The sequence below is a fragment of the Mycobacterium sp. genome (assembly GCF_052144515.1).
Classification (GTDB): domain Bacteria; phylum Actinomycetota; class Actinomycetes; order Mycobacteriales; family Mycobacteriaceae; genus Mycobacterium.
In genome coordinates, this window is record NZ_JBKQQD010000331.1 from 1 (window position 1) to 13,516 (window position 13,516).

Here is a 13,516-nt window from a genome sequence, read left to right on the forward strand (position 1 = left end):
CTCCAGCGGCACCGGGAAACCGGGGAACGGCCCCGTCACCGAGATGCACGACGAGAATCGCTCCGTGTCGTTACAGATCGCCATGCCTTCGTCGTAGCCCGTAACCATCACCACGTCGTGGTGCTTCTCACGCCGAAGCGGGCATTCGTCACGCAGGGCCGCCAGGTAGTCGTAGGGATCAGCCAAAAGCTCTTTGTCGGTGAAAAAGTCGACGGTATCTACATCGCTCATCCCGAGATCTCCACTCCTTCAAAGCTTTTCAGCATCTCGGCGGGGGAGGGTGCCATCTGTAGATACAGGTCGATGTGCCGTATCCTGCCGGCGTCGGTGAACTCGTAGACCGACAGCGAGTTGACCACATTGTCGAATTCGCCGATGCGGCTACGCTCCTCGAGCTCGAGAAACACCGCGCCGGGTACGCCAGCACCCTCAAATATCGAAAGCGATAGAGCATAACGACGACTATTTCGGAGGGAACCGCAATGCCCCGTCGAGCCGGATCACCTCGCCGTTGAGGTAGTCGTTCTCGATGATCGACGCGACCAACGCGGCGTATTCCACCGAACGGCCCATCCGCTTCGGGTGCGGGACCTGCGGGCCCCAATACGCCTCCAGCTCGTCGCCGGCCTTGCCGTAAGCAGGTGTAAGAAAGGTGCCAGGAGCGATGGTGACGACCCTGATTCCCAGGGGCGCCAGATCGCGAGCGGCAACCAGGGTCATACTCACCACACCGCCTTTGGCGGCGGCGTACGGCAGCTGGCCGATCTGGCCCTCGTAGGCCGCAATGGACGCAGTATTGATGATGACGCCACGGGTGTCGTCGACTGGCTCATGCCGGGCGATTGCCGCGGCGGATAAGCGCATAACGTTGAAGACAGCGGTGAGATAGAACTCGATTGTCGTTTTGAATCCAGCTAGGTCAAGGGGACTTCCGTCCTTACCGATCAGTCTGCCCCCGCTGGCCGGGCCGCCATGGGTGTCGACAGAGACGCGCAGGGGGCCCAGCGAATCGGCCTCGGCGATTGCCGCTAAGACGGATTCTTCGCTGGTGGCATCGGTGCGCACATACCGCACGCCCAGCTCAGATTCGAGCGCCTTGCCCTTGTCATCGGCAAGATCGGCAATGACTACTTTGGCCCCCGCCCCGTGCAGTCGGCGTACTGTGGCCTCCCCCAGGCCCCCGGCGCCGCCCACGACGATCGCAGAACTACCACTGATTTGCATTCTGATTTCCCTTCTCGTAAACGACGTTCCGTATTGGTGCCCGACGTAAATGGCGAGTCCTCGGCTCTTCAAGAGTTGGTTACAGCGAACGTCAGATGTGCTCGGGATAAAAACAAGCTGCCGGGTAGGGCAATGTCTTTCACTATCGCTAATCGTCCTCGCTGCGGTCAGCTGATCGAGAATCCGCCATCGATTGCAAGCACCTGATTGGTGATGGGGCGTGCCGCAGGCGAGGCGAAAAACAGGACGGCGGCGCCGATCTCGTGCGGCTCCTGGAAGCCGAACGGCGTCTGACGCGTCGCCGGGCCATCGCTGATCGCTCCCTTGGCATTGATGGCGCCGGGCGTGATGACCGCCCCTGGCAGGATCGTGTTAACCGTGATTGAGTGCTCAGCGAGTTCGAACGCCGTCGCGAGGCTCAGCGCCGCAAGGGCTCCCTTGGACGATGCGTACGAGGTCAGGCCTTTGATCACGCCGCCCCGCAATGCGTTGGATGCGATGTTGACGATCCTGCCGCCATGTCCGGATGCAACCATGGCGCGCGCCGTTTCTCGCGTCATGAGAAAGGCGCCGCGGGCGTTGACCGAATGGATTCGGTCCCACTCCGCCGCGGTCGCTTCCAATAACGGTTCACGATCCTGCAGCGCGGCATTGTTGACCAACAGCCAGGGCACGCCAATATTCGCGACGATGTGCGCGCATGCTGCCACGACGGAGTCTTCGTCAGCGAGATCTACGGCGACTGCGAGGGCATCATGCCCGGCTGCGGTGATGGCTGCGGCCTGGCGCATGGCCTCTGCATGATCTCGGTCGGCAAGCGCGACCGTGGCCCCGGCATTCGCGAGTACCTGTGCGATGCCCAGACCAATGCCGCCAGCCGCGCCCGTGACGACCGCTACCTTGCCGGTCAGCCCGAACAAGTCGTCGAGGCTACTTGCCAACGTTGAAGGTGTCTCGTCTACGCTGGCGGACACATTCGATAGCAGGTTCACAGCCGCCCCTCCACCCTCAATTCCGGGTGCACCCAATTGGGAGATCGGCGTTCCTTGAAAGCCAGGAAGCCCTCGATCGACTCCGGTGCACCGAGGCTCGACTGCATCCCGATCCGGTCGTAGAGGCCGAGATAGTTGTCCAGGCTGGACTTGATCACCGCGCGGGCACCCGGTGCCGTGCGGCAGCATTGGGCGAGCACCTCCCTAGCGGCGTCGGCCAACTCGTCGTGCGGAACGACGCGCGCCACCACGCCCCAGTCCAGCGCCTCCTGCGCGGATAGGGTGCGGCCGGTGAACATCAGATCGCGGGTGCGGACCGGGCCGATGAGCCGCGCCAGCATCTGGCTGTAGTAGGTGTCGGCGATGCCGCGGTAGAGCTCGGGGACCCGGAAGGTAGCGCGGTCGCTGACGACGGCCATGTCGGCACACAACGCGATCTGCAGGCCGCCGCCCTGGCACAGCCCATTGACCGCGGCGACCACCGGTTTGACGGATTGGCGCAGGGTGTCGAATGGCAGGGCGTCCATTCCCAGCGCCGAGCCGAACGTCAGCCAGTTGTCCGCACCGCCGCCGCCCATGTCACCGCCGGGCGCGAAGACGTCGCCGGTGCCGGTGATGAGCAGGCCAGCCAGATCGGAGTCGGAGCCCACATGGTTGACCGCGTACTTGATGCCGAAGTACATCGCCGGGGTCATCGCGTTGCGGGCCGCGGGCCGGTCGAGGGTGCAGACGCCGAACGCGCCCTCACGGGTGAACTTCAAGAACGGAGTTCCGAGCCAGTCACCTTCAGGCGGTTTCGGGCCACGCGGTTGAGCTGAAGTCTCTGTCATCAATCTCCTTCTTGCCAAACGTTTCTGAAACTGCCCTCACCGCGCCCGCTAGGACATCTTGGCCAGGACGTCTTCGGCGAACCGCTCGATAGGTGCTCGGTAACGGTCGGCAGTCAACTTGAAGACATCATGTGCGCCGGAGGACACGGCATCGGCCATCGCCCAGGGACTGCACATGACTGCTGTCACGCCGATGTCCTCGGCTCGTTTGAACAGATCGACTGATGCGGGCTCGCGAAGCGCCAGCATGATCTCGAAAGAGTCGTTCTCACGCCCGTATTCGCGTCGCATTGCGGTGAGTGTTCGGACCTTCTCAACCGCGTCCTGCCAGGTGTAGGCGTTGCCGACCCAGCCGTCGCACAGCCGCGCTGCGCGCCGCAACGCCGCCTCGGATTCTCCACCGCACATGATCTTCACCGGTGCGTCCGGGTGCGGCTCGATCATCAATTCCGGTATCTGATAGTGCTTCCCAGTCCAGCTCACCCAGCCTCCGCGCCACAACGCAGGCAGGGCTTGGATCATCTCGTCGAGCCGCTTGCCGCGATTGGCAAAGTCCTGGCCCATCAGCTCGAACTCTTCGCGCATCCATCCTGCCCCGACGGTCAGCGCCACGCGACCCTGAGAAATAACTGCGGCAGTGGCCACTTGTTTCGCGACCTCCAACAGAGGGCGAGCCGGCGCGATGTAGACGGCATTGGTGAACCGGATGCGACGTGTCACCGCGGCCATCGCGCCGATGAGCACCCAGGAGTCGGGCCAGGCAGTATCGGGGGTCCACATCGGCTTGCCGGTCGGTGACGGGTATGGCGACGACAGTTCGCGTGGGTAGATCATGTGATCGGAAACTACAATTCCGTCGAATCCGGCCTCATCGAGCATGCGCGACACCGGAATCGCTTCGGCGGGCTTCATGAACGCCGTGCCAGTCCAGATCTCCATTCCCGTCCCCTAGGCGGTCAGTTCTGGGGTGCGTTGGTGAACCAGACGTTCTCTTCGCGCAACTTACAGCTGCGCCAGCCGTCTTTGGTCCGCACGAGTTGGTGGTGGTAATAGCCGCCGCATGAGCTCATCTCTGCCATGCCCGGTAGGTGCATCGGGTTGTAGAACATCGCCCGCACCCGCGCGCTGTCGCGGTCGATGTCGACCTCGACGTTGGTGATGTAATGCATCGTCCACGGAATCGCAGCAAAGCCATTACTGAGCCAGTCGGTGACCTCATCGCGCGAGCCAGCGATCGCCCCGGCCGAGGAGTAGTCGATGACCGCATCGTCGGTGAAGACTGAGCAGTAGAGCTCCCAGTCCTTGGTGTCGACCGCGCGGGCGTAGCGGTGGAGCAGTGCAGTGATCTCCAGCTCGTCGCTGATCCGCTGAATGTCCGTTGGTGCTGTCATCTGCGCTCACACCTCACAACAATCGAATTCCTGGCGGTCCGTGCAGCGATACGCTGTCCGTAGAGGTTCTAATCCGCCGCGTCGAACGCCCTCGCCAATACCGCGTCGGTGCGATGGCGATGCGCACAAGCCACGGCATCGCACCCGCTGCCCCCCGCGGTGGCGTGCCCGACTATAGCCCACTGGTCGACGCCCTCATCGCCGGTGGACGACTTGGCCGACACAAGACACTGATCGGTCCGGCGGTTCCCCGATGTGGTCTTCGACGCCGACCACAATGAGGTCATCCATGTTCATGACGGGGTCCTGTTCTTATGCGGCGGTTGACGCCCCGCGGGGCTACACCGTTAGGGCACTTCAGCCTTCGCCGCGACGCCCTGCGCCACACACTCTAAATGCTTAGAGGGTGTGGCGCAATCAACAAATGGCCGGCCCACGTGTCGTGATTCTGACTTCGCGGTGAGGCGCCAACCGGTCCTGTGCCTTGCCAGCACTGACCGCGCGCGAACCGGTCACCCGCCCCTAGCAACCGCCCGAGACAGTTAAGTAGCGTAGCAAGAAGCCGACCGGCCGAAGACGTGGCGCCGTCCTAAGTCTTGGCCACCGGATCGGTTCATCGACGCAAGAAGCGGATCGCGCCGACCGCGTCGTATGACTCATATCCTGCCGGTGATAGCCCCGCGATAAGGGAATGCCGCAAAACGGTGCGCGATTCTCGCTGAAGGTCTGGCCGGTAGGATTCGTCCATCGTGAACCGACGAAAGCCCGATGGTGAAGAACGTCGCAGATTGCTGTGCGATACGGCGATTCAGCTGCTCGCCGACGACGGACTCAAGGGCTTAAGTCACCCGAAAGTGGACCAGCGAGCGGGCCTTCCCGCCGGTAGCACGTCGTATTACTTCCGGACGCGGGCTGCACTATTGTTGGCCACTGCCCAACGTGTGTGCGAACTCGATCTTGCCGACCTGTCCGCGGTCCTGCGTCCTCCTGAAGTGGAAGGGGCTAAGGCGAAGTCGTCTGATATCTCTCCCTTGGCGGCGTTGATCATGCTGGCGGCGCAAGAGCCGCGACTGAGTCGCACCAAGGCCCGGTTCGAGCTCATACTTCAAGCCAACCGAGATCCCGCTCTGGCTGCGGTCTTCCATGACAACATGCAGCTGTTCGCTGAGACTCAACGCGATATCGTCATTCGCTCACAGCCGGGTCGACACCTCGATCCGGTGGTTGTACGCGAGCAGGCCTCGGCCACTTTGAATTTCGTTAGCGGCTTGTTCATGCGGCTGGTTGCCGGGGATCGAGCGTTCGACAGTGGTGAACACCTCGACCGGCTACTTGCCGGCATCGTCAACGGCGTTGCCATTGCATATGAGGACGTCGCGTGCGACAAGTCGGGCCAGTAAACTCGGCACGCCCACACGCTCCACATCCGTGGTGAGACCCCGAGCCGCCGAGCCTCATCCGCGCCACGACCGATGCTTGCGACCGTCGACTCTAAAGAATTAGAGTATGATCAATCCTTGAGGACCGGGCCGAGGCTGCGACGTTCCTATCGGTGTAGCCCCGCGGGCCTTAAATCGCCGCACAGAAGAGGACGCTCTGATGGACGTTGACGATCTGATTCTGGTGAGCATCGATGACCATGTCGTGGAGCCGCCGGACATGTTCGTGCGCCATGTGCCGGCCAAGTACCGCGACGAGGCGCCGATCGTCGTCACCGACGACAAGGGCGTCGACCAGTGGATGTACCAGGGTAGGCCGCAGGGGGTCAGCGGGCTCAACGCCGTCGTCTCCTGGCCCGCCGAGGAATGGGGCCGCGATCCGGCGCGCTTCGCCGAGATGCGCCCCGGTGTCTACGACGTCGATGAGCGCGTCCGCGACATGAACCGCAACGGGATCTTCGCCTCGATGTGCTTCCCCACCTTCACTGGATTCTCCGCGCGCCATCTCAACATGCACCGCGAACATGTCACGCTGGTGATGGTGTCGGCCTACAACGACTGGCACATCGACGAGTGGGCCGGAGCCTATCCGGGCCGCTTCATCCCCATCGGGATCTTGCCGACGTGGAACCCCGAAGCGATGTGTGCGGAGATCAAGCGGGTGGCCGCCAAGGGTTGCCGCGCGGTCACCATGCCGGAGCTGCCGCATCTGGAGGGCCTGCCCAGCTACCACGACTTGAACTACTGGGGGCCGGTGTTCCAGACGCTGTCCGACGAGAACGTGGTGATGTGCCTGCATATCGGCACCGGGTTCGGAGCGATCTCGATGGCCCCTGATGCGCCGATCGACAACCTCATCGTGCTGGCCACCCAGATTTCGGCGATCTGCGCTCAGGACCTGTTGTGGGGGCCGGCGATGCGCACTTACCCGAATTTGAAGTTCGCGTTCTCTGAGGGCGGTATCGGCTGGATCCCGTTCTACCTGGATCGTTGCGACCGGCATTACACCAACCAGAGGTGGCTGCGCCGCGACTTTGGCGGCAAGCTGCCCAGCGAGGTGTTCCGCGAACATTCACTGGCCTGCTACGTCACCGACAAGACGGCGCTGAAGTTCCGCCACGAGATCGGTGTGGACATCATCGCCTGGGAGTGCGACTACCCGCATTCGGACTGCTTCTGGCCCGATGCCCCCGAACAGATGCTGGCTGAGCTGCAGCGCGCCGGCGCCAATGACGAGGAGATCAGCAAGATCGGTTGGCAGAACGCGTGCCGGTTCTTCAGCTGGGACCCCTTCGCCCGCACTGCCGTAGAGCAGGCGACCGTCGGCGCGCTGCGGGCCACCGCCACCGACGTCGACGTGTCGATCCGGTCGCGCACGGAATGGGCCCGGCTGTACCAGGAGAAGCAACTGGCCAAAACCTAAAACCAACCGCGCTTCAGTGCGTGATCGGATGAGGGAGGACTCGTTGTGAGGGCTTTCGTTGACTCGGGCCGGTGTCAGGGCCACACCCTGTGCGCCATGATCGCCCCCGACTCATTCCAGCTCGACGACATCGACGGAAGCGCGTCGCCCATCGGCGATGCGGTACCCGCCGACCAAGAGGAATTGGTTCGCGAGGCTGCGCGGTCGTGTCCCGAGAGAGCAATAAGACTCGCCGACTGAGTTGACGCAGCGGTCGATTCACCAGGAACACACGAAAGGCACTGCCGTGACCGTTGACGGGTCCGCCCCCCGAGATGACCGTCGCCGCAACCAGTATCACTTCGACAGGCATACACCTGAATACCGATACCGGTTCGAAGAGATCACCCGGGAGATGCACGCCAAATGTCCGGTGGCATGGTCGGAAACCTACGACGGCCATTGGGTCGCGGCGGGTAGCAAGGAGGTCTTCGAACTCGCCCGTTGCCCGGCAGTCTCCAATGACCATGACATCCATGGAGAGCGCAAGGGGTACAAGGGGATCTCAATCCCTACCGCCCAACGCCAGGGCGCAACGCGCGGCGGCATCCTGGAAATGGACGACCCGGAGCATCGGTCGTACCGCAACGTACTCAACCCGTACCTCTCCCCAGCGGCGGTCAAGCGCTGGGAGCCGTTCATCGATGAAATCGTCCGCGCCGCCATCGACGAAAGAATCGAATCGGGACGCATCGACTTCGTCGACGATCTGGCCAACGTCGTACCCGCGGTATTCACACTGGCGATGATGGGCATCCCCCTCAAGAAGTGGGAGCTCTACAGCGAACCTACTCACGCCGCGGTCTACACCCCAGAGCACTCCCCGGACGCCGCCCGGGTTGCCGAAATGCACCGTCAAATGGGGCTGGATCTACGTGCCAACATGCTAGAGATCCGCGAGAACCCCCGCCCGGGACTGATCAACGCGTTGCTCTCGATGCGGATTGATGGTGAACCAGCACCCGACCTCGAAATACTGGGCAACTTAGCACTCATTATCGGCGGTGGGTTTGATACCACCACAGCCCTGACGGCACATTCGTTGGAATGGCTTTCACAACACCCGGATCAGCGCGAGCTGTTGTCACGAGAACGCGAACATCTCCTCAACCCAGCCACCGAGGAGTTCCTGCGGTTCTTTACTCCGGCGCCTGGCGATGGTCGCACCTTTTCCGACAATGTCGAGATTGACGGAATGAGTTTCAAAGAAGGAGAACGGCTGTGGATTTCGTGGGCCATGGCGAATCGCGACCCATCGGTTTTCGACAGCCCCAATGAAGTCGTTCTTGACCGTAAAGGCAACAGGCACTTCAGCTTCGGCATCGGAGTACACCGTTGCGTCGGATCCAACGTCGCACGTGCCCTCTTCAAGGCCATGGTGACCGCGGTGCTCGATCGCATGCCCGATTACCGATGTGACACTGACGGTACGGTGCACTATGACACCATCGGCGTCATCCAGGGCATGCGGCACCTGCCGGCTACCTTCACCCCAAGCAAACCCCGTGGCGCCGGGCTTGAAGACACTTTGGACAAGCTGCAGCGCATCTGTGATGAGCAGCAACTGGCTCGGCCGATTACCGAACGCAAGGACGCCGCCGTCATCGATTGAGTGCACCACCCTACGAGCTGCCACATTCCGTGCGGTTTGGCCTCCTAGAAAGCCTCTCCGAACGCTACAGCCTGTACGCCTTCGCGATGTACGCCATTGATTTAGTCGCATCGGCGCGGCCGGCGAGCCCTCGAACATGAGCCAGCGTCAAACCCGAGAACGATTAACTTTCTGCGCAATGGCCCCGAGAAAAATGATCGTTGCGGGCGATTCTGGGGGGGAACCTCAACTCGCTGACGAATATGCAAGACCCAGAAGGTCGGTCGAGATTCCACACCACCACGGTGTCGCCGTCGCGGCGTAGTCGAGCAGGGCAGCCATGACTTTCGAGCTGTGCCTTCTCTCGAATCGACCTGGCCTGCACGTCGACGATTGCCTCGATACGAGCTCGCGAGCCCGCAACGCAACGACCACGGGCGCGGTTCCTGCAGCGCACTTTGTGGCACGCCGATACGATATGTGGCATGCTTAGGCCATGGATGCCACATTGGTGCTGGGCCAGCAAGGTCGGCTGGTGATCCCGGCAGACATCCGGACCTCGTTGGGGCTGGCTCCCGGTGATCGCTTGCACCTGCATGTGACTGGTCGGCGGCTGGTGCTGGAACGGCAGCAGGACGCCGTGGCTGAGCTACGGGCCCTAGGAGCCGAACTTCCCAAGGACCGCTCACTTGTCGAGGAGTTGCTTGCTGACCGGCGTCTGGCCGCCGAGGCCGAGTGACAGTCCTGGATGCGTCTGCGGTGCTGGCTCTCGTTCACGACGAGCCCGGCGCCGACCTGGTCGCGACCGAACTAAATTCTGCGTCCCTGGGCGCAGCGAATCTGGCGGAAGTCATTGGCAAGCTGGTTGACGCCGATCTCGATGTCAGCCGGGTCCGTGAATTGCTCGCCGCCGCTGGTGTCACGATCGAGCCCTTGACCGAAGCCGATGCTGAACTGGCCGGGGCAATGCGGTCCCTGGCCGGCGGAGGTGGGTTGTCTTTGGGTGATCGCTGCTGCCTCGCCTTGACGGTGCGCAGCACGCCCGCCGAGGTACTGACCGCCGATCGCGCGTGGTCCCAGCTCGACCTACCCGTCCGGGTCCGCCTGCTGCGGTAAAGGAGCAAGGTGCGTCGCAATGGCCAGCAATCCTGCAACCGGTCGATTATGAGACGACACGGCGCGAACGAAAAGCTGCCAGCCATTCCAGGGCTCCTCGTTTCCGAGTCCGGAAGCCAACGTCCATCTGTGGTCGGCGCTTGGTCGGTGAATCCGCGACACGCCGTGTTTCGGTTGGTGCCGGATGGCGTTATATCGCCAGTTGAGAACACCTTTCGGTACCACCACCGGGAGGGCTTGGAGGCTCTCCTAAAGCCGCTGTCGCAGGGTCGAATCCTGCCGGGGGCACAAGGCGAAATGCCTGGTAAGAAAATATTTCTGTGGGTCGACCCACCGTGGTCGTGCGATATATGTGCGACGCATAGCCATCAGTGGCCAGCACTGGCCAGCACCTGTGGATTAGTCGGCGCGGCCTACGCAGCCCCTAGGAGCCCTGGCGATCTGTTTACCGGCATCGGACAAATTGATTTTCGCAATACATTCCGACACCACCCCAGTTGGTTGATGGACCGCCTTCATCCGCCGGATCCACAAACAGTGCTGGAGTCTGCGTCAGTAATTGATCGATTATCCCCGGCCCCGGCGGCAGAAAAGGGTCTGAATCCGCGTGCGCTACGCCGGTGCCGCCCGCGAGAGCCACGACGCTCATCGCTCCGGCCAGCAGTCCGCGAGCGCACGTGTGAAGTTTCATCGCCGCCCTCTCCGTCCTCGGCCCGGATCTCTGATTATCCGCCAGCGAACGATTCTAGCGGTCTGGTAAGCGAAGCGAGTGCAGGATTCCTGGCCAACGCCGACCAGCGCCAACGGCCCCCCTAGCATTCCGCACCCATGTCGCATAACAGTTACAAACCCACAACAACTTTGGTGAGCCGGCCAGCAAATTTCGCACCTTGAATCGGACCGTGCGTACGGTGTCGCCCGTGAGGCCCATAGCCGTGGTCGTTCGTCGCGCTGCGTTTCTGGCCGTCTGCTTCGTCATGTCAGTGACCACCGCGCCTTCAACGGCTGCTGATCCTGACGCTGAGCCTGCCGCTGCTGCTGCGGCACCACCACCCGACGGGCGGGTGCCGTCAGCCGATCCAGCAATCCTCAACACTCCTGACGGCTGGATCCTGGGCCTCGGAGCGAAGGACGAGATGCAAGTTCCCGTTGCGCCGTTGACCACTGCGGTCTCGTCTCGCGAATACCTCGCCAGCGGAACATTCGTCGGTTCGCTGAGAGGACCGGGACAGCCTCGCGGCGTCCTGGAGGTGGGTTACGAGATCGGCTGCGGAATCGATATGAGCACCTCCAACGGCGTCACGATGGCGGGTAGCGCTGGCGTCAGCCCGGGCCTCGGCCTAACGGGCCTGTTGACCGGTGTGCCGGGTGTTGTGCCGTTGGTGACTGCGCCGGTCAACGGCGTAATCACCGTGGGCCTCAAGCCCGGCATCGTAATCGTGGTGCCTGTGGACAAAAAGGAGTTCAAGGGTGCAAATCCCTGGGTCATGATCAATAACTTCCACGTCAAGATCGACGGATGTGTGGGCCAGTCGTTCATCCGCTCCTACGCGGTGCTGACTCGAGTGACCGATGAATCCGACGTGGTGCTGTCCTACGTCGGCGTCACCAAAGCGGTCTGATCCCTGTCGTCCGGTCAGAACGCCACTCCCCAGGAATACTGCGTGTACGAGCAGCCCTGACAACCGCTTCACGGGCAGACTTCAACGCCGGGAACGGACGGGCTGATGGTGTCGTCAGCGGCCACCGCGACCGCGCCCAGGTAGCCGTAGAGCCAGCCGACATCGGCGGTCGGCAGGTAGCGCCGCACACGGCGGTGACTGTGCCCGACCTTGTACGCCGGAAGCTTCCCCTCGCGAATCCATTTGCCGCAGAGTCGATATCGGAATTCCGCTGGCTTCGTGCAGCATCGCAACATTCGCGGACGGGCGCAGATGCGGAGATTGCGGTGTGTCAGAACGCTTTTGCTTGGCGGCAGTTGCGGCCATGGTGACGGTTCCTCCGAGAATGAAAAGAGCAAGCGGCGGCTAAGGCGCTTAACCCTTCAACTCTCAAGGTCATCCCTCGGAGCGATCCTTTTCCGCGCGTAGCGGCCTCTCAGACCCTTTGGCAAGACTGGCGACCACGCTACGCCCGCGTGTGACTGGCCATTGCTCACCAGCCGAAAGTCTCAGGAAATTCCCAACTTTGTGCCCACAACTGGGGAGCCTGTGGCGAATCGCCACACCCTCCGTCACTTCCCGGCAGTGGCCAGCTCCGACAGCGCCGCCGCCATCTCCGCGTCCCGGCCCGAAACAACCTGCTGATAAAGCAAACTGGCCTTGACCGTGCTGTGCCCCAACCGGGCCATGGATTCGGTGAGGTTGCCGACGCGGGCCGTCTGGGTACCGGCGAAGTGCCGCAGGTCGTGAATGCGGAGATCCGCGCGCTTGATGTCGTGCAGCGGCTTGGCGATGGCGTCACGGAACACCTTGTCGTTCAGGTGGCAGCCACCGCGTAGCGGGGCGAAAACCACAGCACCATAACCCTTCTCGGTGAAAACGTCCAGGTGGTGCTTGATGTCGGCGCGGATGTGCGGCGGGATCACCACGGCGCGCGGCTTGCCCGACTTCGGGCTGTCGATCCGGCATTCCCCGCGATGGGTGGCCGCATTGCGGACGAAAATAACCTCGCAGTCGTTCTCAAAGTCCCTGCGGTGCAGTTCGATAACCTCGCCCCACCGCAGGCCGCACCACGCACTCAGCAGCACAAGGGCTTTGAGCCGTTCGGGCACAGTGCTTGCCAACGTGGCCAGCTCAGGCACAGTCAGGATGACCGGCTCACGCTTGCGGGCCACGTTCATGGCGCGTTCGATCTGGCACGGGTTGACCAGCACCAGGCCATCCTTGACCGCCGTCGCCATGATCGCGTGCAGCAGGCCGTAGACGTGGCTGTTCCGGCGCGTGTGCTCGGAGCCGAGAGCGGCGAACCATGTGCGCACCGCGTCGGGCGTGACGGCGGTGATCTCCGACGCGCCGATGCCGTCGCGGATGTGGTGCTTCAACAGCGACTCGTACATCAGCCGGGTGCGGGGCTTGACCTTGCGCTCGGAGATCCACTTCGCCGCATAGTCTGCGAGGCTGACTGCGCGGGCTGTACGGGCCGCTGCGCGCTGTTTGGGCGGCGTCCAGGTGTCCGCTTCGATCCGCGCCCGCTCGTCGGCCAGCCAGCCCTCGGCGCGGACCTTCCCGGCCTTGGTGTTGCTGTAGGTGACCGGCGCGTTGTGGCGGCGCAGATCGGGGCCGATGTAGCTGGCTTGCAGGTTGCCGGATGGCAAGCGGCGGATGTGCCCCCAACCGCGTGATCCCTTAGTGCGTGCCATCACTCAAGAGCGTCGAAGTTGCTCGAAGGCGGCGGCAACCGTCGCGTATGCGATTTCTTCGGCGCTTTTGCCTTCGCGTTTGGCGACCCGTTCCCACTTCGGCATTTGGT

General features: G+C 62.7%; 14 protein-coding genes and 2 pseudogenes. 7 read left to right on the forward strand and 9 right to left on the reverse strand.

What is annotated here, in order from left to right:
* The 7 genes and pseudogenes from ACLP9N_RS22090 to ACLP9N_RS22120 form a co-directional block, all read right to left on the reverse strand.
* A pseudogene (locus ACLP9N_RS22090) lies at positions 1 to 231 on the reverse strand (cytochrome P450); the annotation flags it as partial.
* Positions 228 to 413 (reverse strand): annotated as a pseudogene (locus ACLP9N_RS22095) (hypothetical protein); the annotation flags it as partial. The pseudogenes ACLP9N_RS22090 and ACLP9N_RS22095, both read right to left, overlap by 4 nt.
* Positions 414 to 462: 49 nt before the next feature.
* Positions 463 to 1,224, reverse strand: coding sequence for an SDR family NAD(P)-dependent oxidoreductase (locus ACLP9N_RS22100; protein ID WP_442409399.1), 762 nt, complete (start codon positions 1,222 to 1,224; stop codon positions 463 to 465).
* 167 nt (positions 1,225 to 1,391) lie between these two features.
* Positions 1,392 to 2,144, reverse strand: coding sequence for an SDR family NAD(P)-dependent oxidoreductase (locus ACLP9N_RS22105; protein ID WP_442409400.1), 753 nt, complete (start codon positions 2,142 to 2,144; stop codon positions 1,392 to 1,394).
* A 68-nt stretch (positions 2,145 to 2,212) separates the two neighbouring features.
* Positions 2,213 to 3,046, reverse strand: coding sequence for an enoyl-CoA hydratase/isomerase family protein (locus ACLP9N_RS22110; RefSeq protein ID WP_442409401.1), 834 nt, complete (start codon positions 3,044 to 3,046; stop codon positions 2,213 to 2,215).
* 48 nt (positions 3,047 to 3,094) lie between these two features.
* Entirely contained in the window at positions 3,095 to 3,985 is an 891-nt protein-coding gene (locus ACLP9N_RS22115) for a TIGR03619 family F420-dependent LLM class oxidoreductase (protein WP_442409402.1), read from the reverse strand.
* 17 nt (positions 3,986 to 4,002) lie between these two features.
* On the reverse strand, positions 4,003 to 4,437 hold the full coding sequence (locus tag ACLP9N_RS22120; RefSeq protein WP_442409403.1) for a nuclear transport factor 2 family protein: 435 nt from the start codon (positions 4,435 to 4,437) through the stop codon (positions 4,003 to 4,005).
* Positions 4,438 to 5,186: 749 nt separating this feature from the next.
* On the opposite strand from ACLP9N_RS22120, the gene ACLP9N_RS22125 reads away from it, so the two are divergent.
* The 6 genes from ACLP9N_RS22125 (at position 5,187) to ACLP9N_RS22150 (ending at position 10,045) form a co-directional block, all read left to right on the forward strand.
* A complete protein-coding gene (locus tag ACLP9N_RS22125) occupies positions 5,187 to 5,837 on the forward strand; it encodes a TetR/AcrR family transcriptional regulator (RefSeq protein WP_442409404.1) in 651 nt (216 codons plus the stop codon).
* A gap of 199 nt (positions 5,838 to 6,036) precedes the next feature.
* Complete coding sequence (locus ACLP9N_RS22130) at positions 6,037 to 7,299, forward strand: amidohydrolase family protein (protein ID WP_442409405.1); 1,263 nt, start codon at positions 6,037 to 6,039, stop codon at positions 7,297 to 7,299.
* Between the two features lie 45 nt (positions 7,300 to 7,344).
* A complete protein-coding gene (locus ACLP9N_RS22135; RefSeq protein ID WP_442409406.1) occupies positions 7,345 to 7,539 on the forward strand; it encodes a ferredoxin in 195 nt (64 codons plus the stop codon).
* Between the two features lie 46 nt (positions 7,540 to 7,585).
* Positions 7,586 to 8,950: a cytochrome P450 gene (locus ACLP9N_RS22140; RefSeq protein ID WP_442409407.1), complete on the forward strand. Its 1,365-nt coding sequence runs from the start codon at positions 7,586 to 7,588 to the stop codon at positions 8,948 to 8,950.
* A gap of 475 nt (positions 8,951 to 9,425) precedes the next feature.
* Positions 9,426 to 9,668 (forward strand): AbrB/MazE/SpoVT family DNA-binding domain-containing protein, encoded by a 243-nt coding sequence (locus ACLP9N_RS22145; protein WP_442409408.1) that lies wholly within the window; start codon positions 9,426 to 9,428, stop codon positions 9,666 to 9,668.
* Positions 9,665 to 10,045 carry a PIN domain-containing protein gene (locus ACLP9N_RS22150; RefSeq protein WP_442409409.1) on the forward strand — a complete coding sequence of 127 codons (381 nt, stop codon included), beginning with the start codon at positions 9,665 to 9,667 and terminating at the stop codon, positions 10,043 to 10,045. Before ACLP9N_RS22145 ends, ACLP9N_RS22150 begins: the two co-directional genes overlap by 4 nt.
* A 445-nt stretch (positions 10,046 to 10,490) precedes the next feature.
* On the opposite strand, the gene ACLP9N_RS22155 is transcribed toward ACLP9N_RS22150, so the two are convergent.
* The gene (locus ACLP9N_RS22155; RefSeq protein WP_442409410.1) at positions 10,491 to 10,736 is read right to left on the reverse strand and encodes a hypothetical protein; all 246 of its coding nucleotides are present in this window, start codon (positions 10,734 to 10,736) and stop codon (positions 10,491 to 10,493) included.
* 244 nt (positions 10,737 to 10,980) lie between these two features.
* On the opposite strand from ACLP9N_RS22155, the gene ACLP9N_RS22160 reads away from it, so the two are divergent.
* Positions 10,981 to 11,667, forward strand: coding sequence for an MspA family porin (locus ACLP9N_RS22160; protein WP_442409412.1), 687 nt, complete (start codon positions 10,981 to 10,983; stop codon positions 11,665 to 11,667).
* A 611-nt stretch (positions 11,668 to 12,278) separates the two neighbouring features.
* On the opposite strand, the gene ACLP9N_RS22165 is transcribed toward ACLP9N_RS22160, so the two are convergent.
* Complete coding sequence (locus ACLP9N_RS22165) at positions 12,279 to 13,406, reverse strand: tyrosine-type recombinase/integrase (RefSeq protein ID WP_442409411.1); 1,128 nt, start codon at positions 13,404 to 13,406, stop codon at positions 12,279 to 12,281.
* Between the last annotated feature and the right edge of the window lie 110 nt (positions 13,407 to 13,516).